Source organism: Sporosarcina sp. So3-204, from assembly GCF_058068165.1.
Window position 1 is genome coordinate 2,303,031 of the sequence record NZ_CM176485.1, and the last position, 24,029, is coordinate 2,327,059.

The following is a 24,029-nucleotide window of genomic DNA, read 5'->3' on the forward strand; positions in this document are numbered from 1 at the left end:
GCTTCTTTTTTTCATGTCGGAAGTTAAATATCTTAATTATTCATTTGCCACCCCTACCTTCCTTAAATCCTTTTCAATTATTAAACCTTTCTCTTTCTGATATTCAAATGTGTGAAATAAGAAACTGGTAACAGTTTTAGCTGAATTCACTGCAAGTACTGCATGATGGAATAAGGGTTGTAATTGTTTAGAATGACTGTCGCCACTAATGTTTCTAAGTTCATTCAATCCATTAATAATCTTGTTCAAACCCGTTATTATTTCCTTCAATGAATTATCTAATCCCTTTTTACTTGCATCCATATTCAGTTTCTTAGAAAGGTCATTAAATAACTTCGGAAACTTAGGATTACCCCCTGAAACGTCTTCACCTAAAATTGTTAGTATTTCCTTCATCACACCTTCTACAACTGTGCGTGCTGACGTGATAGCACCTCTGTAGTCTTGTTCTAATAGCTTTTTGTCACATTTGTTTAAGTCGTCAACAATGTTAAAGTAATGCAATTCCTTTGGCAGCTCACAATCCAACTTCACAATTTCTACTTTATACATATTTTTTTCAAGATAATTGCAGTGTTTATTAAATAGACTAATTAAGTAGTTATCTACATACTGATATTCCCATCTAGTATCGAATGTAAGTTCATCAATAAATTCTCTTACTGTTCTTGTACCATCAATTTCTGATGGTACTTCTATACCTTGCTTATCTGATAGCTTAATTATTATTAATCTAACATTTTGAAAATCTTTATCTGATAAATGCTTATTTGAATCATATGTAACATCTAACCTTAGCGCTTCATTGTAATCGGCAAATGTCGCCCTGATTTTATCTTTTGAACTTTCAAGAAACTCCAACGATATATTCATTTTTTCCTCCTATAATAAACAGTAATATTTCAATTGTAGCAACAATCTTTCAAATAGTTAATACTACATTCAATAAAAGATAGAACCTTGCATTATGACTTCAAAGTGCATTGTTTAAAAGCTTGTCTAATTAGTATGCAAATATCATAGAGGTTAGGTAGCATTGAAGGGGCTGATATCACAATCTGCCCCCCCTACTTTATATATCCAAATTATTCAACGGATTGTGTATGTGGTTTTGTTCTTTTAATTCATTCCACCATATCGCTACATTTGATACATCGATTGTTTTATGTCGCACAATACTAAAATTTTAATTTCATTAACGGACTTGTTTTTACTGCAATATCTACAATTCTTGAATCTTCAATTGATTGTAAGTAGCGTTTAGTAATTGAAATGTCTTCGTGCCCTAACAATCTTGATAAACTATACACATCTAAACCGCTTTGGAGTTGTTTCTGAGCGAAGTAGTGTCTTAATGTATGTGGGCTGCACCTTATGTCTTCACGCACCTTAGACCTGCCACCTGCTAACCGAACAACTCTTTGAACTGCTTCAACTGTCAATGGCTTTCCTCTGACAGATAAAAAGTAATTACTGTACTTCATGAAACTGTCTTTGAAGTAATGATTTCTGATTCTCTCATACTTAATCATGTATTTCTTTAGCATAGGACTTAAATACAAATATCTTTGTTTATTGCCCTTACCTTCAATTATCATTGTCGTTTCAAGTATATTTTCCATGGTTAATGTAAATAATTCTAAGTTTCTAATACCAGTATCAACAAGAACCATAATGATTAGTTTGTTTCTTGCTTCGTAATAATCAGTCATTTTAAATGAATTGACCATTTTTTGAACCTCTTCATCAATGAATGTCTTAATTATTACTCTCGCTTCCTTCATCCATCTGACATTTAAACAAGGATTTTTCCTAGATACTAAATATTCTTCTTCGACACAATAATTAAAGAAAGACCTAATTCCTTTAAATATACTGTTGATATACGTCTCTTTTCTACCTTTTGATTTTAAATAAAGAAAGTAACCCTTGATGTGAATACTTTTTATTTCATCCAATTCTTCAATTTCATATCCTATTGTTGCGTATTTCATAAATGCTTTAATATTATTTCTGTATCCTTTGGTAGTTCGCACTGAATAGTTCTTTGTTTCAAGGTGAAAAAGAAATTCTTTTAATACATCTTCCAACAACATAAATATCCGCCCTTTGCTAAGAATATAGTCAATTCTAAGCATTGGACGGATATCATAATGAATCCTATTCAATTTCTTGATATATATCATCATAGACTATGATTTAACCTTAATAAACGATAATTAATCATTTAGAAAACACTCTACATACAACGATTATAACGAGTTACTCGTTCTCGCTTGCATTATGGTAAACGTCTTGGATACCATCCTCATAACCATCTCCAAACCTTTGAGGACCTTCCCACCACCAGTCATACTCTTCTTGGCATTGCTCTGCATATGAAAACGCATATTCATATCCTCTGTAATATCCATCATTATAGTCATCTGTTGCTGGCGGTAAATTATGATAGTGACACTCCCCTTAATTAAGACCCCACTTCACACAATTCGTCTTACTAGTATGACCTCCGCTAGAATCTGTATTTCCCGGATGTGCGAAAACCGAATGAAATGATATAAAACACATTTATAATATTAAAAAACTAATTCTTATTGACATCAAAACCCTCCCAAAATAACATAATAATCACATATATTCGCACAACCACAACAAATTCATAGAGACGGATATTAATTGACACGTTCATTATAAGATATTCTACAGCTCCGTCAGATGATGTGGATAGATAGGATTCAGCACATTGTGCATGTTTGTTAAGAGGTTGCTCCAAACTCTTTAATATACCACTTGATATTTTCTTGTGACGATGATTTTTCACCAAATACGCATCTATAGTAAGTTTATATGCTTTAAATCACTAAAAAAACCAGCAAAATACTCTAGCAAGTAGTTAGCTAATAGTTAGAATAATAACGCATCATCCCGAAGTTTTTTTGTAATTCATCTTTATTAGTTTTTGTTTTTTAACTTCTCAAGTAAACTGTTGACCTTATTTAACATATCTGCGGTTTCTTCTTGGAAGACAACAATTTCATAACCTATTTCATCTTTACTTATTTCTACAATATTACCCTCAAAAAACTTTTCATTAATCTCGTTCATTGGAATAATTAATTGCTCTAACTCATCCGGATATTTCAAAAATACATACTGACCATCAGCTATTTCATCTAAGGTGTATTTTCCTTTTCCCTCATTATTCACAAGCCCAACCATCCTTATCTCTATCATGTTTAGATGCATAGGCAGGATGACCAGTTCTCACACCTTTGGGGTAGTATGCACGCATTGCAGTACAGTTTTGAAATGTTGTTGGTGCGCCTGGAATAACATGTAATCCTGTGCTTAAATCTGGCTTCGGTACCGGCTTTGGCACTGGCGTCGGGTCTGGCTTAGGTATTGGTTTAGGCACTGGTGTCGGTGTTACTACAGGTGATAAATATGGTTTAGCCGATACTGTATACCTTGCGCCATTTGTTGTGACTGTTATATCTCCTGATTGTTCGGTTGAGTACATTTTAATATTCCTGTCTTGGAAGCGTTTCACAATTTCTGAGTGTGGATGACCATATTGATTATCCTTTCCGTATGACAAAATCGCCACTTGTGGTTTCACTTTATCCAGAAATGGAACTGTGCTGCTAGTGTTCGAACCATGATGCCCTGCTTTGTATATAGTACTTGCTAAGTTTATTTTACCGTTAACCATAGCAGTTTCTGAAGCTTTTTCAGCATCGCCTGTGAGCATAAAACTTACCATATCGTACTCAGCTTTTAAAGAAACCGAAGCATCGTTAAGACTTTTCGTCCCCGAATCTACGCTAAGAACTGTGATTTTGAATGCATTATCGAAGGAGTAAACTTGTCCAATCGTCGGAACTTCAAACGGTATATCTTTTGCATCTATTAATGTTAATAATTCTAAATACGTTTGAGATGTATGTGCATTTCCGCTATCTACAAACTTTGAAACCGGAAAAACTTTAAGAACATCTATTAGTCCACCAATGTGGTCAGAGTGTGGATGCGTTGCAACAACTAAATCTAATTTCCCCACATCTTTTGACTTCAGAAATGAGACAACTTTCTGTCCAGCGGATTTTATGCCCGCGTCAATTAAGATATTTTTTCCTTCTGGTGTCTGAATTAAAGTAGAATCACCTTGTCCAACATTAATAAAGTGAACTTTCACATCAGGCTTCGGTGGTTCCGGCTTAAACTTATCGTCTAACATTCTTGCCATAAAGAGGGAGAAATGTTGTCTCGATAGGTTCGTGCTAGGTCTAAAAGTATTGTCGTCGTAGCCAGTTGTAATGTTGGCGTTGGCAAGTGCGCTAATATAATCTTTATATCCGCTTGTAGAAGGCACATCGGTAAAGCTTACATCTTTAGTCTTTTGCAGTTTATAGCCTTCTGAAAGTATTTTTGACATTTGCCCTCGCGTTAAAGGTGCAGCAGCATCAAAGTACTTGCTACCGTCCTTGTTTGTTTTACCCCCAATAATCCCAAGTTCTACAGCTTTAGATACAATTTCATATCCATAGATTCCTGGCTTTAAATCTGTAAAGTTTGGATTTGGAGCAGTAAAGTCAGTGATTTCTTTTTCTCGCAATATCATTGTAACGGCTTGAAGTCGCGTTAAGTTATTCCGCGGTTTAAAACTACCGTCTTTATAACCATTAATGATACCTTTTTCAGATAAATAGTTAATTTCGTCTTGATAATTTGTTACATCAGTGAATCCCGCCGCTTGCGTCTGTTTCTGCGGTAAGAAAGTAAGAACTAATATCAAAGCTAAAAATGACAGAAAACTTCTTTTTATCAATTTTATTCCTCCCTTGTTATAGTTTAATAGTACAGCTACTACGGTAGCCCGTCCACTAGTCCCTAAATATATCCAATAGTATCCTATTTTATTATGCCTCTAGACAACTCAAAACACTTAAAATGAGTTCCGTTTAGGATTCTATGGACATCAAGAAGGCATATATGACGTGACTAAACCTACCATGAGTAATCTAGGCAACCAACTTATCCGTCTAACTAATTCTCGAATCATCTTAGCGATGTCTGAGAAGGTAGGTAACATAAAAAGCACACCAACTTAATAATGTACTTGAGTTATACTTTAATTTCAACTAATCTATTGTCTTATATTTTACATATCCTTCATAAAATTCGCTACAGGCGAATCTACATTTATACAAAAAAATGCCTACATCAAAGACTCAATTAATCATGAGCCTAAAACATAGACAGCCATTAAAATATGAATAAACCATATAAATTATCTTTATTCGTCTTGTCACATAGCTTCATGCCCATCCTACTATCTAGGAGCGACTCAGACAGCATGTGGCACGTCCTATACGACCAGTTGCTTACTACTCAGAACCACACTTCGTAAGTGCTACAAGGAAGCCCTAGCGATGCCCTAGACTTGATTATCGCATTTAGCCATGTCCTGATTTTTGTATTGATTGATGTTATAGACCAACACCAAAAAGCAATATGCCAACATGCCACAAAAAAGACAATAGGAATCTAGACTTTTGCAAATCCATTTTTTCAAAGTAGAACAAAGGCATATTAATCACCCTATACAGTTGTATTTCCATACTACTAAAAAACGCGTAAAGACTAGCTATTAAAACTACCAATCATCTTTTATCTATAGATAGTCACGTAAGTTCTCTGCTACTGTCTCCTCATCCAAATACAAATATCTACTTGTTGTATGAAGGCTATCATGACCAAGAGCATGTGAAACAAGGTTAATATTTGCACCTCTCTTTATTAAGTTTTGCGCATACAAGCGTCTAATACTATGTGCATTGATGTTCTTTAACTCATAGCGTTTACTATACTTCCATAAGTTTTTCGCAATTACATTTGACGGTGAAACTGTGTCTTTAATAGGCGTTGCAGTGCTTGTTAAAAAGATATTAGTATTATTAATCTTATACTCCCTGCGCATTTCTTGATTTACTTCAATTAATTGTTGAAGTAGCGAACACATATCTTCATCTAAAGGTAACTTCAAGGCTTTGTGACTTTTCATAATATCTCCTGTCATATAAAGCACTTGATTATTAAAATCTATATGTTTTTCTTCTAATAAACCTAAAGTTGTAATACGAATCCCGGTCTTGTATAGCAATAATACTGCAACGCTATCTCGAAATCCTGAGTATGTTGTCTTATCTAGCAATGACAATAAAATACTCAAGTCACTTTCCTCAGTAGGCTTCTTAATCGTCTTATTTACTTTAATTTTAATTTTTTTCCAATACTTCACCTTAATCCACCCATTGTCAAAACAACGACCTAAAACCGCCGTAAGCGTCTTTAAGCGGTTGAGCTTGGAAACGTCTTTAATATCACCAAGGAGCGATAAGTACTCGTAAATCTTATCTACATTGATTTCATGTAAATACTCTATCTTTAACAATTCAGCAAACCGTTTAAATTGGTAATTATAATCGACAATTGTTCGGTTGCGTAAACCGTTCAACTTCATTTGCTGATTGAGTACGAGCAATGCATGGTGAATAGTAATATTCTTAATACTCTTTTCATTTACAATCGGAAGATACAACTTATCTACAATGCTTTGTTTCTCTGAAATCGGCCCTTCTTCCGTTTTAGGTTGAATTGCTAAAATTCTCGTATCAATATCAACATTAATATACTTTTTTGGTCTGACCAAAGTTAAAAGCCCCCTAACATTTTAGTTAGAAGGCAAAACAATGATATTCTGATTTAGTTCTTTCCGATGTTCTTTCCGCAGCTCAATCATATATAATTTTATTCACTGTATCACGGTCTAACTTTTTAATCACTTCGACAATTAGTTTTACAGTATTGTCAAAATCATCACGGTGCAACATCGCTGCATGTGAATGAATATATCTAGTAGCAATGCAGACAGCCAGTGCGGGTACACCATTTGCAGAAATATGAATAGAACCTGCATCAGTTCCCCCACCTGGGATTGTTTCAAATTGGTAAGGAATTCCTTTTTCTTCAGCTGTATCTACAACTAAATCACGAAGTCCTTTATGTGCTACCATCGAAGCGTCGTATAAAACGATTTGAGGACCATCCCCCATTGTTCCTGTCGCTTCTTTTGAAGTGACGCCCGGAGTATCTCCTGCGATTCCTACGTCAACAGCAAAGCCAATATCTGGCTGAATTTTGGCAGTTGCTGTTTTGGCACCACGAAGGCCCACTTCTTCCTGAACCGCGCCGACGCCATATACAATGTTAGGATGAGCTTCATCTTTTAAAGCTTTTAATACTTCTATTGCAATTGCACAACCGATTCGATTATCCCAAGCTTTAGCTAGAAGATACTTTTCATTGTTCATCACAGTAAATTCGAAATAGGGTACGACCATATCTCCCGGTAAAATCCCCCAAGATTTTGCTTCTTCTTCTGATGTGGCACCAATATCGATAAACATATCCTTTATTTCTACAGGTTTTTTACGTGCTTCTGGCGTTAATATATGCGGTGGTTTTGAGCCAACAACGCCAGTCACTGTTCCCTTCTTACGAGTTACAATTGTTACACGCTGTGCCAGCATTACTTGTGACCACCAACCACCAACAGGTTGGAATGAAAGAAACCCTTTTGAATCAATCTTAGAAATCATGAAACCTACTTCATCCAGATGACCCGCAACCATTATTTTGGGTCCGTTACTGTCCCCAGTTTTCTTGGCAATTAAAGAGCCTAAACCATCCTGAAAAAGTTCATCTGCAAAAGGCTCAATATAACTCTTCATTACTGCACGAGGTTCACTTTCATTCCCCGCAATCCCCTTTGCATCCGTTAACTCTTTTAACATTACTAATGTTTCATCTAATTTTGTCAAAATCATCGCACTCCCTTAGATAATCAATAATTATTTTATGCTGTATATTTTATTATAGTAGTTCCTTACGCAGTTCCGCTGCAGATTTCTGCGAAAGAAGACCTGGTGCAATATCATAAACCGTTTTGGCTCCAGTATCACCTTGCTTATTTAGTCGATAAGCAGCACGTGCATAAGCAACTAACACACTCGATGTAAACTCTGGATTACTGTCTAATGTTAGCGCATACTCAATGACTTGGTTGTTGCCCTCACCTGTTTTACCACTACGTATAACAAATCCACCATGTGGCATAGCAGCATGATCACGTTTTAACTCTTCTTCTGAAATGAAATTCACAGTAGTATCATGACTCGTAAAGTAGTTTGGCATCGTCACAATTGCTTCTTCTACATCTGTCGCACTTGCACCTTCTTCAAGGACTACATAACATTCACGTGAATGTTGTTCTCTAACTGTCAGTTCAGGATTTGACCCACTTCTCACGCGGTCAACCGCTTCCGTATTTGGAATTGTGTATTGGACTGCACCTTTAACGCCCGGGATTCTACGTACTGCATCTGAATGACCTTGACTTAGTCCTTTACCCCAAAATGTATAAGTGGAACCAACAGGTAGTACAGCTTCGCCAAATAATCGATTAATTGAAAATAAACCTGGATCCCAACCAACTGATATAATTGCAGTCTTACCACTTGGTTGCGCAACTTTGTCGACTGCTTCAAAGTATTCAGGAATATTTGCATGTGTATCAAAACTATCAACAGTATTGAATAATTCCGCAAGTGCCGGTCCTTGTTCTGGCAAATCATTTTTAGATCCACCACATAAGATGAGCACATCAATCTTATCTTTATATTGTGAGGCTACATCTAATGAATAAACTGGTACATCAGTATTCTGTATTATTAAATCTTGTGGATTCCTTCTTGTAAATACAGCAACTAGTTCCATATCTTCATTTTGAGAAATTGATGATTCTACGCCTCTTCCAAGATTTCCATAACCTGCAATACCTACTCTAATTTTGTTGTTCATTTCATTTCTCCTTCACTATGTAAGTTGTCATCATTTGTTCACAGTGTATACTTTTCTAACTTATAAGAAAAGCACAAAGCTTAATCTATCTTAGCAAGCTTTTGCAATATAAATTAATAAAAGAACAGATAACTTATTATAACAGTCTAAAATCAAAGCAAATATTATTTCCTTACTAAACGAAAATAGTGATAAAATAAATGATATCTCTACTATACGAAAAGAGGCGCCTGTATGCGTAATTTTGTTTATCTCATCGTTTTCATTTCTTTCTTCGATTTATTTTCCCAATTACCAGTCATCAGCCCATTTGCCCAATCTCTTGGAGCAACACCTTTTTTAATTGGGTTGGCAGTTGGATTATATTCATTTTCAAATACAATTGGAAACATTATTTCTGGATTTATGACCGATCGAAAAGGACCCTTCATGATATTAGTTCTCGGTTTATTCGCCACAGCAGCTTCTTTGTTCCTCTATATGTTCGCATCAAACCCAATGGCCCTTCTTGGGGTTAGGTTTATACATGGTTTTATGGAAGGATTAATTGTACCAGCTGCCTTTACCTATTTGGCTAATCGAGCAGAAAAGTCGAAACGCGGTCGCAGTGTAGCTATTTCTGGTTCTTTCGTTGGTCTTGCTGCAATTATTGGACCTGCATATGGCGGGATTGTCGGAGCAAAGACAAGTACCCCTTTTATAATGGCCGTGAACGGCGGAATCATTTTAGTCATTGCGATAGCAGCATTTTTTATATTAAGATCGTATTCTTTTGTTCGACAAAAAGAAAAAACGAGTGCCCATTTTCATATAACAGAACTATTTAAATCACCGGGCATGATTCGGGCTTTTTCGGGCGCATTTTTCCTAATGTTTTCACAAGGTGTTCTTGCCCTTGTATTGCCACTAAAAGTTATTTCGCTAGACTTTGACGCCAAGACAAGCGGTTTATTATTTAGTACATTCGGGATTTCAGCAATCCTTATATTTTTATTACCGATTAATCGGATTTTTGACCGTGTACAACCAATAACAACCTATGCCTTTGGTATGCTAATGATGGCTTTCAGTATGTTATTTCTAAGTGGTGTAGACGCATTAAATTATCTTTACTTAGCAATGGTTATTTACGGAATCGGTTTTGCATTTCTTTTCCCGTCCATCAATTCTTTATTAATCGATTCCTCGTCACCGACATTCCGTGGGAAAGCATATGGCTACTTTTACGCTTTCTTCTCGATTGGAGTAGTCGCAGGTTCTAGTTTAATCGGTTTTTTACAGTTGGAATTCCAGAGTGCATTTATTCTAACTGGTACTCTCTTAATTATTGTCGCACTCTACGCCTTTTTTGGAATGAGAAACGTAAACAAAAGTTTCGTTGACAAATCAATTTAATTACTACACTATCGACAATAGCTTTAGCGACACGGATTATTTTCGACGTTTATGGATTGCCTGACAGTATAATAAATAATATTGCATACAAAACATGTTCTGCATTTAATTAATACAAAAAAGAGGTCCAGCAATCTCTACAATGAGATAAGGTCGGCCTCTTTTTTATGTCATTCAAACCTGTGTTAACTTGAATGCTCTAATCTCTTCCATAAATTCTTCCCCGTATCTTTCCAACTTTGCTTGTCCAACACCATTCACATTTAGGAATTCCGCATCTGTCATCGGCATTCTCGCAACCATATCTTGTAGCGTTTTATCTGAAAAAACAACAAACGGAGGTACGCCACCTTCTTGTGCGACTTTCCTACGTAAAATACGTAATTGTTCGAACAGCGGATCTTCTTTTGTAATTTGTTTCGTAATGACGGTAACTTTACGGAATACATTTACTTTTCCTGACAGAACGTCTTTACCTGGTTCGGCAACATAAATAGTTGGGAATTGCCCATTTTCTACACCTAAATATCTTTCAGAAATTATAAACTCTATAAAATCAGAAACATCTTTTGCGCTTCGATCCTTCATAATTCCATAGGTCGTTAATTTTTCAAAGCCAAAATCAATAACCTTTTTGTTTCGAGAACCAGTTAAAACCTGTGCAATCATAGTCTTACCAAAACGCTGACCCATTCGAATAACACAAGACAGTACTTTTTGGACATCTTTCGTCACATCAGAACTTTCACGTGTATCCGTACAATTTGCACAACGACCACAATTAGCAACATCTGTTTCACCAAAATATGTAATAATAAACTTTTGCAGACAAGTTTCCGTATGTGCATAATCAATCATGGACTGTAACTTTTCAAGTTCAGCCGGAATGCGTGTTTCATCTGGTGATTGATCAATTAGAAACCTTTGTGTTTGAACATCCTGAGATGAAAATATGAGTGTACAATCACTGTCTAACCCGTCACGACCTGCACGTCCCGCTTCTTGATAATAGCTTTCCATATTTTTGGGTAATTGGTAGTGTATAACATAACGCACATTGGATTTGTCTATGCCCATCCCAAAGGCGTTTGTCGCAACCATGACAGTCACTTCATCATTTAAGAACCGTTCTTGACCAATTTGACGTTCTATATCGGGAAGTCCCGCATGATATTTAGCCGCTAAAACACCATTTTTCAATAATACATCATGTACTTGATCAACAGCTTTTCGTGTCGCAGCATAAATAATCCCTGATTCCTCTTTATTTTTCATTACATAGTCTTTTACAAACTTATCTCTATTTTGTCCTTTCACTACAGAAAAATTCAGATTTTCGCGTGCGAATCCAGTCATCACCGTATTATTTTCGGCAATGCCCAGTTGCGCACATATATCTTTCCGAACTGCTGGAGTTGCTGTAGCTGTTAACGCGAGCACGACAGGTTTATTATGAAATAAAGAAATTACACGTTTAATATTCCGGTAACTCGGTCGAAAATCATGACCCCATTGAGATATACAATGCGCTTCATCAATTGCCACCATAGACACATCCATTAATTGTAACCGGTTCGTAAATGAAGGTGAATCCAACCGCTCAGGCGCAATATACAATAAACTATACTCGCCCCGAATAGTCGCTTCCATCGTCTCCTGGTATTCCTCCGTTGACATAGTACTATTGATAAATGCCGCAGCTATACCTACTTCATGAAGTGCATCGACTTGATCTTTCATTAATGAAATTAATGGTGAAATAACTAGAACTGTACCTTTTAAAACAAGTGCCGGCACTTGGAAACAAACTGATTTACCACCACCTGTAGGCATCACACAAAGCGTATCATCTCCTTTTAGTACATGTCCAATGACCTCTTCCTGACCTACCCGAAACGAATCATATCCAAAATAATTTTGTAAAATTGTTGTTGCTTCTTTTATCAATGAATAATCCTCCCCTCATATAAAAAACGCCTATATCAAGGCGTTTTCTTTTCGAAATTACTTCTAATTAATCTAATAATTTTAGTCTATCAGATTAGTTGTTTAACTGAAATTGAAAGCTTTCAATTACTTTTATTTATTATATCGATTTTCTGTTTGGTGCACTAAAAAGACTAGCTACTAGAAGGCCAACAAAAAAGGTCAAAGCACTCATCACTAAAAAAGTACCGTCCTTTGGTATTCCAGGATACACTACAAATACCGAACCCAATATTAGCCCGATAATAACAGAAAAGGTGACGTATGGATAATTTGTAATCAAATAACTAATAACCTTACTACTTACTATAAAACCAACAATAACACCTGCACCAATAACTGCTATAATCGGGAAATTCAGATTCGACAACGCACCAATTGCGGTTGAATAAACCCCAAGTAAAAGTAAAATAAAGGATCCACTGATTCCAGGCAACAGCATAGCCATACTGCCTGCCCAGCCAGCGAAAAACAGTCCAACTGCATTAGATGTAGTCAGTGTTGTAATTGGCGTACTATCTAATGGTTTAATGAATGCTAAAGAAGCTAGTGCAGCTCCAACAACTAGGATGAGAATAAAATGTTTCAACTTAAAGTTTTTCTTAACACCAGCTGTTTTAGCAATAAAAGGTAGGACTCCTATAATTAATCCTAAAAAGAAAAACTGAGTTGGATCGTGGTAATTTTTCAACAAATACTCGATTAACCTACTAAATAGAAGAAGTGAAGCGCCAATCCCGATACCGAGCGGCAATATAAATCCTATATGTTTTCTCCAATCACGGCTAAATATCCCGCTAATCGATGCTAATAAATCATCATATATTCCTAAAATAAAGGCAATTGTCCCACCACTCACTCCAGGTATTAGATCGCTAATCCCCATAAAGAGACCGCGATATAAATTTCTCCATTGCATAAATACTGTTCCTCCATTTTTAAAATCGAATGACATTAGTATACCATCTTCCATACTATTCATGGGCTATTTATGTGTCAAACTTCTATAATATGACGTATCTGAAGATAATAAAGTTCTAAATACACAAAAAGAAATGAGTTACTCATTTTTGACTATACTTGGTATCCACTTTTCACAACGTCATCGGCACCAGTAGTTGAATTGCTCATCTACTTCATTTCTTATAAAGTTCTAGCAGTCAAATAAGTTTATGTTGGGGCTAATATACAACTTTTTTCAACTGTCATTTATAAATAAATATTGATACTTCCTAAATTCTCAAAGTATTACCAATAGCACTTGGTTTACTTTGATAATAAGCGTAAAATAACTATATTGTTTAGATTAATTGTCCGATTTCTGACTATACTTTTAAGAAATCAAGCTGATTTAGATTAGTGAAAGGCGGGAAATCAGCTATGTATAAACCCAAGAAGAATAAACGACATATCTCACCACCTATTGTTATTGCGGGAAACTTTCTCTTACTAATCATCATAGGTACATTGCTTTTCAAATTACCAATTGCAACTGAACACCCGATTTCTTGGATAGATGCTTTATTCACTGCTACCTCAGCAACAACCGTTACAGGTTTATCTGTTTTTGATCCAGGTACAACTTTGACTTTATTCGGTGAACTTGTCATGCTTTCACTAATTCAATTAGGCGGAATCGGCATAATGGTATTTGCTGTTGCTATTTTAATGTTACTAGGTAGAAAAGTAGGGATGCAAACAAGAATTTACTTACAAGAATCTTTTAGTTTTCAGTCTTTCGGAGGAATGGTAAAGTTTGTCCGTAAGATCTTAAAATTCGTTCTAATTGTTGAAGGTATAGCATTTATTATTCTATCATTTCACTGGATACCAAAATTCGGCATACGCGATGGCATGTACTACAGTCTTTTCCATACGATTTCTGCATTTAATAATGCAGGATTTTCATTATTTCCAGATAACCTAACACAATTCGCAAGTGATCCACTTGTTAATATTGTACTCTCCTCTTTACTGATTATTGGTGGAATTGGTTTTGTAGTTGTACTAGACATAGCAAAAAATAAATCATTTCATAAATGGACGCTACACACAAAGTTAATGATTACAGGAACAATTGTTTTAAATTTTATCGCGACCATTATAATATTCGTTCTTGAATATAACAATGTGCATACTATTGCGGATTTCTCATTAGCCGACAAAGCATCGGCATCCTATTTCCAAGCAGTTGCTCCTCGAACGGCTGGTTTTAATACAATTCCAGTTGGAGACATGGAAAGTTCTTCTTTGTTATTTACAATGTTCTTAATGTTCATTGGTGGCGGTACCGCTTCAACTGCATCCGGAATTAAACTAACTACATTCATCATCATTATTATAGCAACCTTTTCCTATTTTAGATCCATCCAAGAACCTCATGTTTTTGGGAGGACAATAAAGTTTGAAATTATCTATCGATCATTAGCAATTGCAACTGTAAGCTCGGCTTTCATTTTTTTCTTTTTATTTTTATTGTCCATTACAGAATCAATACCAATATTCCCACTTGCATTTGAAGTCTTTTCTGCATTCGGAACTGTTGGCTTATCAATGGGAATAACTGCTGATTTGAGTGATGCCGGTAGAGTTATATTATCTGTTCTAATGCTTCTTGGACGCATTGGTCCCCTAACCTTATTCTTTTTACTGTTGAAGCCTAAGAAAAAGACCTTCCAATACCCTTATGACCAAGTACAATCAGGCTAATATATTGTTTTTGTTATTTGTAATGGTGATTTAATGCGTTTGATTTTCGCGAATTGTATGAATTCTAACTTAAGGTATAGTAATGATCATATATAATAAAGGTTGTACAATAAATGACGTTGGTGAAAGAAAATCCCCATCCCTTTAAAGGGAGATGAGGAGGATCTTCACTAACGTCATTTTTTATAAATATATTGGATAAGGTAATCCTACTACCCGCTGGTTTCCGTTCCAAGCGGACGCTTTCCACTTCAAGCAGCTGGAGGGTCTGGGTAAGATAAATTCCCTTTATATATAGTTAGAAAACAAGTGAAATTCCCTGTAGAATAAAAGTCGACCAAAACCATCATTCAGGAGGAAATTCACTTGTCGTGTTCTAATAGTATTAAATCTTTGCTTGATATTCAAGACCCAAATGTTATTTTTAATGAAGATTGTGTAAAAAAAGGAACCTATAAAGGCAAACGGTGTAAATATATTTCCGGAAAATTAACCTATACTCCCACACTTTGTGTGAAATGCGGTGTAAAAAACACCGACTTTACAGTCTATAAAAACGGGACATAATTATCAAGAATTACCTTACCCATTACGGGTATAAATCCAACCTACCTACTTCTACAGAAACAACGTTTCATGTGCCAAGCCTGTCAAAGTAGTTTTACCGCTAAAACACCGATTGTTCAACGAAATTGTTTTATTTCACAAAATATAAAAGCACAAGTCATATTAAAGTCTGCCGAAGCACAGTCGCTTACGTCTATCGCGAGGGATTGTTCAGTATCACCCGTAACCGTTCAACGGCAAATTAATCAAGCCGCAAAACAATTTATCTCACACTACAAGACCCTACCTAAGCACCTTTCTTTTGATGAGTTCAAATACGCAAAAGGTGAAATGGCCTTCGAATATATAAATGCGGAATCAGGCAACATATTGGATATCCTAGATAGACGAGATAATCTTACGATTAAGAATCACTTTATTGTGAACTACAGTTTGAATGACCGTCAACATGTGGAAACCGTAACAATTGATATGAATGCGGGTTATGTAAGTGTGATTAAAGAATTATTTCCACGGGCGAAAATTATCATTGACCGATTCCATCTGGTTCAACTGATTAATCGCTCTATGAATAAATGTCGTATTCAGGTCATGAATCAGCTAAGAACGTCTAATGGGGATGATATGAAGAAATACCGTCGCCTTAAGCGTTATTGGAAACTATTATTAAAAAAACGTTCAGAACTATTCAGCGTAGAATATAAGTATTATCCATTGTTTAGCCAACGTACTGGGCAAAGTATTGTAGATGAGATGTTAAATTATGATCCTGTACTAAAAGCGAACTATGAACTTTATCAAGAATTAATGGAATCCATGTCAAATAAGGACTTCGAAGCACTATTGTCCTGTTTAACAAATGCGGTTCCATCTGCAATTTCAAATTATATGAGAACAAGTTTAAAAACGTTGAGAAAACATCTTCCATTTATAGAAAACAGTTTTATTTACCCCTACAATAACGGAAGAATTGAAGGGAACAACAATAAAATCAAGGTATTGAATCGTGTCGCCTATGGATATAGAAACTTCCAGAACTATAGAAAACGGATTCTGTTACACTTCAAGTTAAAACCATCGGTTAAACAGCAGGAACAAGGAAAATCCCATTTTGACGCTGCGTAACATTTATGAGAATTTAATAGGCTTGAAAGTCTTTTGTCTATTTTTATGTAATTCACAAGTGCAATACTAGTTGTTTGTAGTGCAAGATGGCGACTCCAGCGGGAACAGCGCGAGCTGAAGACCCCACAGGAGCGTGCTTTTCGCGACGAGGAGGCTGAGCCGTGCCCGTGGAAAGCGTCCATCTGGAACGGAAAACAACGGGATACATGGAAGACTATATGAAAAAGGACTATCCTAAAAAATCAGCTTTACTGACTTCTTGGATAGCCCTACAATAACTAAGTTATGGTTGGCTATTATTCTTCACCAACGTCATTTCCTACGTATAGTCAAGTGATTTTTAAAAATAACGTAAATAAGAAAATGCATGAGGGCTTAAAATTAAACTGCTAAATCAGGTTGTAACTTCTTTAAACAGCACAAATAAGACCTAGTCTTTCTGGATAGTCAACACTAATTCAAACAAAACTATTAAGGGATATTGCTTTATAAGCAACTGGACTTAAGTAGCCTAATGTACCGTGTGAACGGATATTGTTGTACCAATTGACGTAATCAAAAAGTTCAAGCGACAGTTGATCAAGCGTTTGATAGTGCGCGCCGTTAATCAATTCTGTTTTTAAAATCTTAAATGTAGCTTCTGCCACCGCATTATCATAAGGGTTTCCCTTTTGGCTAAGAGATCTCGTAATTTTATAATCACTTAATAGCTCATCGATGCCAACGTTTTTAAATTCTGAACCACGGTCTGTATGAAACAAGTTTACAGTTCCTAGTGGGTATTTAACTGAATCGAACGCACGTTGAACTAGGGCTGCGTCTTTTTGTGCGCCGACGCTCCACCCGACAATTTCACGATTATATAAATCAATTAAAAAACAAACATAATTCCAACGACGTCCAACTTTTACATACGTTAAGTCGCTAACTAACACGGACATTTCTTTATCCACTTCAAATTCTCGGTTTAACACATTTCGAATAGATTCTTCATTAGGGCTTGTCGCCATTGGCTTATACGATGGTTTAGCATACTTCGATTCGAGGCCTAGCGCGCTCATTAAACGGCCAATTCGACGTCTGGAGACCGGAAATAATGCTTCCTCTTTATCTAATTCAATCTTTATTTTTCGAGTTCCGTAGACTTTGCGATTGTCATTAAAAACATTTGTGATTTTTTCTTTTAATACGCATTCTTCTGCTAATTTTTCTTGTTCTTTTTGAGCAGCTATTTCAGTTTCATAATAGAAAGTACTACGTGCAATTTGAAGGACTTTACACATTGCTGATACCGAATATTTGTGGCGATTCTTTTGAATAACCTCTATTTTCGTCCCATGATCAGCGCGGCTTGCTTTAAAATATCAACTTCCATTTCAAGTTGCTTGTTTCGCTTGCGGAGTTCAATTACTTCTTGTTCTTCTAGAGATCTGTTGTCTTTCTCTTTGAAAGAACCAGACGCTCTAAATTGTTTAATCCATCTATCCAATGCAGACGGCGTTAATTCGTATTCTTCAGTAATTGCTTGTCGGCTTTTCCCATTTTCGTAGAGTGCAACGACTTGTTTTTTAAAATCTGTTGAAAACGTTCTTCTTTTTGTGGACATAGTAGATCTCCTCACTTCTTTTGAATGATTCTACATGCCCTTAATTTAATTGTCCAACTAAGTGTAACCTATTCATTCTCTTTTTTTAAAATGACTAGGCATGTATAATAAAAATAGTATGATTAGCTATGTGCAGATTTAGTATAGTCATACGTTTCAGTATTATTAACTAAAAAATGGATGACTTTTAGTAGCTTGTTCATGCAAGCTACCATCGCTACCTTATCTTGTTTATTAAAAGGCTGCTCTCTCATTTTATAATAATAGTCAACAATATGATTAGGTGATACTTTTTGCTTCCTTAACATATTACGAACGACAAAAAAGAGAATCATTCTTGCTCTAGCGTTGCCACGCTTATTAATTCGATTTCTTTTTTGTATTGTTCCTGATTGATAAGTTCGGATATCGATTCCGACATATGCATTCATTTTGTTCGATGTCGCAAAGCGATGAATATCACCTAATTCTGAAATGATTAAAGCTGCCGACAAGTTTCCTATCCCCGGAATACTTGTAAGAACTTGAAATTCAGTTAGCTCTGTTGCTAATGTAATCATTTTTTTAGCTAGTAATTCTTTCATCTCTAGACTATCTCGAATCATCTTTACTCTAATTTGAACTTTCGTAACTGAAAAATGTTTATCGTCTACTGATGGATATGACTTTTTAGCCATTTCTATCAATTCTTCTGCTTTCTCTTTTGCTTTCTCTTTTGCTTTCTCTTTTGCTTTCTCTTTTGCTTGCTCTTGCGAGATTTTCTTTTTAGTACTTAAAAGAATTTGATTCTTAATTTTTGTTCGACTGCTTTTCAAGACGATATTCGGATGAGGATACTTTTCAATTAGGTTTAAAGTAAACTTAGAAAGCGAACTAGAATACAGAACTTCTAGCTCTGGGAAAACCTTTTGAAGTGCTGCATGTAAATGATTTTTCTCCTTAACTAAAGCATTTTGTATTTCGCCATAGAGACCTGAAATATCTTTTAACTCAGAATATATTCTTGGTTGAGATTTTGAAATCTCTCTCTCAAATTTATAATGAGATTGAGCAAGTTTATGTGCGTCTACTTGATCTGTTTTATTGCTTCGTAAAGTTTGTGTTTGCATTTTAGCGAGTAATGGATTCATCTTGTAGTATGCAATGCCCTCCGATTGTAATAAGGCCTCTAGCGGCTGAGAGTAGACTCCAGTTGCTTCAAAGACAACCTCTGTTTCAACTTCATGCACTATCTTCTTTATGTGATTGAATCCGTCTTGATTATGATAAACCTCAAACTCATCAACACATATTTGTTCATCATAAAGAACCACATAACTTTTACCTTTACTAATATCAAAGGCAAGTACTCTCATTATTATTTTTCCTCCTCCTTTTTTAAAATTGAAGTTCTTCACTATTCCTTAACATTTCCAATTTCCTATACACGATCTCTACGGACCAACATACTAAAATCTGATTTAATTAAGGTAGTGAAGGGGCCAGTTTGACATGCAGACTCGTTGGTCTTATGACGTTGACGGCCTCTTCTTCACATACTACTTTAAATAAAAAAGTAGTGTAAATCCACCGTCGCGGACTTACACTACTAATCTTAGTATGTTTGACAAAGAACCATAATAAAATAAAAGTCCGAATAGTATAAAACTGTCCGGACTTTTATTATTCTCAACTTACAGGCATTTCATTTCTGTGCTTTTCAATGGCAGCCATACGTTCATTAAACTCATCAACCGTCATATCATGCTCGATAAAATAGCGATTACGTGGATGAACACGGCACTCATCTGTACAACTACGCATATAAAAATATTCGTTTTCTTCTGAACAAATAATTTGTTCATTACAAATCGGATTAGCACAGTTAACATATCGCTCGCAAGGTTCATCGTCGAAATGATCGCGCCCTACTATGACATGTTCAACTTGGTTAACTGGTACAGTGAGTCTTTCATCAAATACATAACATTGGCCATCCCATAATTGACCCTTAGCAACAGGATCTTTCCCATAAGTGACGATTCCACCTTCAAGTTGCCCTACATCTTCGTAACCTTCACGAACGAGCCATCCTGAAAACTTCTCACAACGAATACCACCTGTACAATATGTCAGAACCTTCTTACCATCAAGTTGCTCTTTATTATCTCTAATCCATTGTGGCAATTCACGAAATGTACGAATATCTGGACGAATTGCACCGCGAAAATGACCGACATCATATTCGTAATCATTTCTCGCATCAATAACGACTGTATTTTCATCCTTCATTTGCTCTAAAAACTGCTCAGGTTTCAAATAGTTACCTGTAATTTCATGCGGATTAATATCATCTTCTAAACTTAAATTAACAATTTGTTCGCGAATACGTACATGCATTTTCTTGAATACATGTGCATCAACTTCGTCAACTTTATAAATAATATCTTTAAAGTATTCGTCGGCTTCCATCATCACTTTGTAAGCATCCGTTTGTTCTACAGTTCCAGAACAAGTACCGTTTATTCCTTCTGAACCAATAAAAATCCTACCTTTAAGTCCTATTTCTTTACATTTCTTTAAATGTTCAGCAACCACTATTTCTGGATCTTCAATTTTTACATATTTGTAAAAAAGAAGAACTCGGTATTCGTTCTTTTCCAATTTTCCAACCACCTTGTTTTAATGTAACAGTTTCTATTGTTGATGATGACATTGTAACATAATTTACGACAAGGAAAAAGATTTAGATTTGAATTATAAACCCTGTAAATGGTGTTAGCCGCTCTATTCTTTTTGTTATAGTAATCACAGAACAGTTCTGTTATAGTAGATATAGAGCAAAGGAGGTATTTTTGATGTTTATTAATATTGAAACGGAGTCCGACATTCCTATTTATACGCAATTAGCGAATGAACTTATCGTAGGTATTGCAAATGGTTCACTACCAGCTGGTACGCCACTCCCCTCAGTTCGCTCGTTGGCTTCTGATTTAGGTATTAATATGCATACTGTTAATAAGGCTTATCATGAACTTTCAAAAAAACAAATTATTCATATCGTTCCAAAATCAGGAGCTATTGTTTCGGAACCTGCACCTACTGAATTAAATCGAAAACGTATAGCTCATACAATGAGGCCCGTCATCGCCGAAGCTATTGCCATCGGGCTAACGCAAAAAGAGATTCAACTTTTATTAACTGAACTCACTTCCAATATTAAGGAGGAAAATTAATGAGTATTGCTATTTCAGTTTTTATTATTTTATCAATTACCATACTTCAATCTGTAATACCTTATTTATTGAAAAATAATATTGTTTTTGGAGTCACAATTCCAGAAGGTTATAAAGATGAACCTATTTTAAAATCATTCAAAAGAAGGTATTCAATTAGTACAATGTGCATAGGAATTGTTTCGCTTATATTATTACTTTGGATATCTTTGTCATCAGCAACTGAAGAAACAGTCATTTTAGTAGGTGTTGCTGCTCAATTTGTTGTTCTTCTCGCAAGTATGACGTTTTATTTTATCTACCATGCCAAAACAACAAAATTGAAAATGCAAAATAATTGGGGTGCTCAATTAAAACAAGTACGAATAGCAGATCTCGCCATTCGAACTGCTGATGAAATGCTACCATGGACAATTTATTTATTACCTATTGTTATTACCATTGGGATAATCGCATATACAGCTACACAATATGCCAACTTACCTGACTTAATTCCTACGCATTGGGGAATTGATGGTCAACCAGATGCCTTCAGTGTTAAAACGCCATTATCTTCAATTGCCCTCCTTTTAATCTTGCTCATTATGCAAGTGATGATGATTGGGATTAATGAGTTGACTAAGCGTTCTGGTATCAAACTTAATGCAACTCAGAAAAAGAAATCACGTGCCCAACAGCTAGCGTTTAGAAAATATACAAGTTGGTTTTTATTTTTAATAACTTTTTTATTAACAGCTTTATTTAGTTACTTGCAGCTTATGACCATTCACGAAGATATTGGTAGTCCTTCTCTCTTATTAGCTATGCCACTAAGTTTTCTAGTGCTCATATTAATAATGACGGCTCTCTATGCATTTAAAATCGGTCAAAGTGGATCACGCTTAGATGTTAAAGTTATTGATGAGCCCGTTGAAGGTATTACAGATTATGATGATGATCAATATTGGAAAGCAGGCGTCTTTTATTTCAATAAGAATGACCCATCTATTTTTGTCGAAAAGCGATTTGGCGTTGGTTGGACGTTAAATTTTAGTCACCCCGTCGGCTATCTACTATTATTTGGTCCAATTGTCCTCATTCTGGTAATTACTTTTCTGATTTGAATAAAAGCTCTGCGCATTCAGTATACTTTGCTTTTCCTCATCTAACTAAGATACGTCTACCATTGATTTCACAAAACTTAAACACAAAAGCCGCCTAGTGAGTATCCACTATGACGGCTTTTGTACTTTTTAATCAGTTGATACAATGAAATCGCAGCTATGAATGACTATATAAATGGACTACCTTATTATCACTAATTAATTAAAAACACTCGTACTATGCAACGGTTGAACTCTTGCCTTCGGATCTATAAATGCTTTTGCATGGTTGACTGCAATCGGCGCTTCACCAAGTCCTACAGCAATAAGTTTCACCTTACCATCGTAAGTTGTAATGTCCCCTGCTGCATAAATACCATCAATATTTGTTTCCATTCTTGTATTAACGATAATTGAGTTCCGGTCCATTTCAATACCCCACTCTTTAATCGGTCCAAGCGATGAAATATTTCCGTAATTGACGATTAGATGTTGAACAGGAATAACTTCCTCTTCTCCGGCTTTAGATACAAGTACAATTTCACGCACATTCCCATCTTCTCCTGAAATCGCCTTGACACTGAGAGAAGTTTTAACATTTACTTTTGACTCCATCAACTGGTTTACACTTGTCTCATGAGCTGTAAATCGTTCACGACGATGAACCAATGTTACAGTAGACGCAATATCTTCCAGCATAAGCGCCCAGTCAACCGCTGAATCTCCACCACCACATACAACAACGTCTGTACCTTTAAAAACGTTCAAGTCTTTTATGCCATAATGAAGCGTATTCGCTTCAAAAAGGGTTTCTTCTTTCAAACCAATTTTTCTTGGTTGAAATGCACCGATTCCAGCTGTTAAAAGAATCGTTCTCGTTAAATGAACACCCTTATCCGTTGTTAAAACAAAGTGATCCTCTTTACGTTCTACAGAAAGAGCAGTTTCACCAAGTATTATCTCAGGTTTCGAATAGTGTGCTTGTGTCACGAGATTTGCAACAAAATCCTTCGCCAATATTTTAGGAAATCCACCTACATCATATATATATTTATCTGGGTAGAGTTCAATAAGCTGACCACCAAGTTGTGGCAAGCTATCGATTATTTTTACCGACATTTCTCTCATACCAGCATAAAACGAAGCGAACAAACCTGTTGGTCCGCCCCCTATAATTGTAATATCAACAACCTCATTTTCCATGTATAAACAACTCCAATTAAAGTATTATGGTCCAATGAAAAAACTAGGGAATCCACACTTCTAGCTCTTATTGTACACCTATATGTATTATCCAACAACTCCTGTAAAAAAACACTAGATTTGTTTAACAACTTTCAAATAATAAAAAAACCAAATTGTGTCACTATTAAAGTGTCAACATTTTGGCATTCAATTTCAATAATAGAAATAAACAACTTT

19 protein-coding genes are annotated in these 24,029 nt (G+C 35.6%); 5 read left to right on the forward strand and 14 right to left on the reverse strand.

From position 1 onward, the window contains the following. Positions 1-36 precede the first annotated feature (36 nt). From AC3RV6_RS11220 to AC3RV6_RS11255, 8 genes are all read right to left on the reverse strand, one after another. Positions 37-873 (reverse strand): abortive infection family protein, encoded by an 837-nt coding sequence (locus tag AC3RV6_RS11220; RefSeq protein WP_489746127.1) that lies wholly within the window; start codon positions 871-873, stop codon positions 37-39. A gap of 305 nt (positions 874-1,178) precedes the next feature. Further along, the gene (locus tag AC3RV6_RS11225; protein WP_489746128.1) at positions 1,179-2,096 is read right to left on the reverse strand and encodes a tyrosine-type recombinase/integrase; all 918 of its coding nucleotides are present in this window, start codon (positions 2,094-2,096) and stop codon (positions 1,179-1,181) included. Between the two features lie 367 nt (positions 2,097-2,463). After that, positions 2,464-2,568, reverse strand: a complete 105-nt coding sequence (locus tag AC3RV6_RS11230) for a YHYH domain-containing protein (RefSeq protein WP_489746129.1) — start codon at positions 2,566-2,568, stop codon at positions 2,464-2,466. Positions 2,569-2,952: 384 nt separating this feature from the next. Then, on the reverse strand, positions 2,953-3,207 hold the full coding sequence (locus AC3RV6_RS11235; protein ID WP_489746130.1) for a DUF3006 family protein: 255 nt from the start codon (positions 3,205-3,207) through the stop codon (positions 2,953-2,955). Beyond that, entirely contained in the window at positions 3,200-4,828 is a 1,629-nt protein-coding gene (locus AC3RV6_RS11240) for an S-layer homology domain-containing protein (protein WP_489746131.1), read from the reverse strand. The genes AC3RV6_RS11235 and AC3RV6_RS11240 overlap by 8 nt, the downstream gene beginning before the upstream one ends. An 846-nt stretch (positions 4,829-5,674) precedes the next feature. After that, positions 5,675-6,712 carry a tyrosine-type recombinase/integrase gene (locus AC3RV6_RS11245; protein WP_489746132.1) on the reverse strand — a complete coding sequence of 346 codons (1,038 nt, stop codon included), beginning with the start codon at positions 6,710-6,712 and terminating at the stop codon, positions 5,675-5,677. Between the two features lie 82 nt (positions 6,713-6,794). Then, positions 6,795-7,883 (reverse strand): M42 family metallopeptidase, encoded by a 1,089-nt coding sequence (locus AC3RV6_RS11250; protein WP_489746133.1) that lies wholly within the window; start codon positions 7,881-7,883, stop codon positions 6,795-6,797. A gap of 52 nt (positions 7,884-7,935) precedes the next feature. Next, positions 7,936-8,922, reverse strand: a complete 987-nt coding sequence (locus AC3RV6_RS11255) for a diaminopimelate dehydrogenase (protein WP_489746134.1) — start codon at positions 8,920-8,922, stop codon at positions 7,936-7,938. A 234-nt stretch (positions 8,923-9,156) separates the two neighbouring features. On the opposite strand from AC3RV6_RS11255, the gene AC3RV6_RS11260 reads away from it, so the two are divergent. After that, positions 9,157-10,317: an MFS transporter gene (locus AC3RV6_RS11260; RefSeq protein ID WP_489746135.1), complete on the forward strand. Its 1,161-nt coding sequence runs from the start codon at positions 9,157-9,159 to the stop codon at positions 10,315-10,317. Positions 10,318-10,491: 174 nt separating this feature from the next. Here the strand turns inward: AC3RV6_RS11260 and recQ are convergent, their stop codons facing one another. Then, complete coding sequence (gene recQ / locus AC3RV6_RS11265; protein WP_489746136.1) at positions 10,492-12,264, reverse strand: DNA helicase RecQ; 1,773 nt, start codon at positions 12,262-12,264, stop codon at positions 10,492-10,494. Positions 12,265-12,403: 139 nt separating this feature from the next. Next, positions 12,404-13,222 (reverse strand): DUF368 domain-containing protein, encoded by an 819-nt coding sequence (locus AC3RV6_RS11270; protein WP_489746137.1) that lies wholly within the window; start codon positions 13,220-13,222, stop codon positions 12,404-12,406. A gap of 461 nt (positions 13,223-13,683) precedes the next feature. On the opposite strand from AC3RV6_RS11270, the gene AC3RV6_RS11275 reads away from it, so the two are divergent. Next, positions 13,684-15,012, forward strand: a complete 1,329-nt coding sequence (locus tag AC3RV6_RS11275) for a TrkH family potassium uptake protein (protein WP_489746138.1) — start codon at positions 13,684-13,686, stop codon at positions 15,010-15,012. Between the two features lie 588 nt (positions 15,013-15,600). Then, positions 15,601-16,704, forward strand: a complete 1,104-nt coding sequence (locus AC3RV6_RS11280; protein WP_489749237.1) for an ISL3 family transposase — start codon at positions 15,601-15,603, stop codon at positions 16,702-16,704. Between the two features lie 458 nt (positions 16,705-17,162). Here AC3RV6_RS11280 and AC3RV6_RS11285 read toward each other — a convergent pair. The 3 genes from AC3RV6_RS11285 to trhO all read right to left on the reverse strand — a co-directional run bounded on the left by AC3RV6_RS11285 (position 17,163) and on the right by trhO (position 20,953). After that, positions 17,163-18,310, reverse strand: a protein-coding gene (locus AC3RV6_RS11285) for an IS3 family transposase (protein ID WP_489746139.1) whose coding sequence is annotated in 2 segments (ribosomal slippage) — positions 17,163-18,064 and positions 18,064-18,310 — 1,149 coding nt in all. Because the reading frame shifts where the segments join, the coding sequence is not laid out codon by codon here. A 122-nt stretch (positions 18,311-18,432) separates the two neighbouring features. Next, a complete protein-coding gene (locus AC3RV6_RS11290) occupies positions 18,433-19,665 on the reverse strand; it encodes an IS110 family RNA-guided transposase (RefSeq protein ID WP_489746140.1) in 1,233 nt (410 codons plus the stop codon). 313 nt (positions 19,666-19,978) lie between these two features. Continuing rightward, a complete protein-coding gene (gene trhO / locus AC3RV6_RS11295; protein WP_489746141.1) occupies positions 19,979-20,953 on the reverse strand; it encodes an oxygen-dependent tRNA uridine(34) hydroxylase TrhO in 975 nt (324 codons plus the stop codon). A gap of 194 nt (positions 20,954-21,147) precedes the next feature. Here trhO and AC3RV6_RS11300 point away from each other — a divergent pair, with 194 nt between their 5' ends. After that, entirely contained in the window at positions 21,148-21,525 is a 378-nt protein-coding gene (locus tag AC3RV6_RS11300) for a GntR family transcriptional regulator (RefSeq protein ID WP_489746142.1), read from the forward strand. Then, positions 21,525-22,628, forward strand: coding sequence for a DUF1648 domain-containing protein (locus AC3RV6_RS11305; protein WP_489746143.1), 1,104 nt, complete (start codon positions 21,525-21,527; stop codon positions 22,626-22,628). Before AC3RV6_RS11300 ends, AC3RV6_RS11305 begins: the two co-directional genes overlap by 1 nt. A 198-nt stretch (positions 22,629-22,826) precedes the next feature. Here the strand turns inward: AC3RV6_RS11305 and AC3RV6_RS11310 are convergent, their stop codons facing one another. Further along, positions 22,827-23,810, reverse strand: coding sequence for an NAD(P)/FAD-dependent oxidoreductase (locus AC3RV6_RS11310; RefSeq protein WP_489746144.1), 984 nt, complete (start codon positions 23,808-23,810; stop codon positions 22,827-22,829). Positions 23,811-24,029: the final 219 nt, after the last annotated feature.

What these genes read in the sequence shown, in the direction of transcription:
- AC3RV6_RS11305 (WP_489746143.1), top strand. Translation starts at nt 21,525, where the DNA reads ATGAGTATTGCTATTTCAGTTTTTATTATTTTATCAATTACCATACTT.
- AC3RV6_RS11300 (WP_489746142.1), top strand. Translation starts at nt 21,148, where the DNA reads ATGTTTATTAATATTGAAACGGAGTCCGACATTCCTATTTATACGCAA.
- AC3RV6_RS11220 (WP_489746127.1), bottom strand. Translation starts at nt 873, where the DNA reads ATGAATATATCGTTGGAGTTTCTTGAAAGTTCAAAAGATAAAATCAGG.
- AC3RV6_RS11225 (WP_489746128.1), bottom strand. Translation starts at nt 2,096, where the DNA reads ATGTTGTTGGAAGATGTATTAAAAGAATTTCTTTTTCACCTTGAAACA.
- AC3RV6_RS11290 (WP_489746140.1), bottom strand. Translation starts at nt 19,665, where the DNA reads ATGAGAGTACTTGCCTTTGATATTAGTAAAGGTAAAAGTTATGTGGTT.
- AC3RV6_RS11230 (WP_489746129.1), bottom strand. Translation starts at nt 2,568, where the DNA reads ATGTGTTTTATATCATTTCATTCGGTTTTCGCACATCCGGGAAATACA.
- AC3RV6_RS11260 (WP_489746135.1), top strand. Translation starts at nt 9,157, where the DNA reads ATGCGTAATTTTGTTTATCTCATCGTTTTCATTTCTTTCTTCGATTTA.
- AC3RV6_RS11275 (WP_489746138.1), top strand. Translation starts at nt 13,684, where the DNA reads ATGTATAAACCCAAGAAGAATAAACGACATATCTCACCACCTATTGTT.
- AC3RV6_RS11255 (WP_489746134.1), bottom strand. Translation starts at nt 8,922, where the DNA reads ATGAACAACAAAATTAGAGTAGGTATTGCAGGTTATGGAAATCTTGGA.
- AC3RV6_RS11270 (WP_489746137.1), bottom strand. Translation starts at nt 13,222, where the DNA reads ATGCAATGGAGAAATTTATATCGCGGTCTCTTTATGGGGATTAGCGAT.
- AC3RV6_RS11310 (WP_489746144.1), bottom strand. Translation starts at nt 23,810, where the DNA reads ATGGAAAATGAGGTTGTTGATATTACAATTATAGGGGGCGGACCAACA.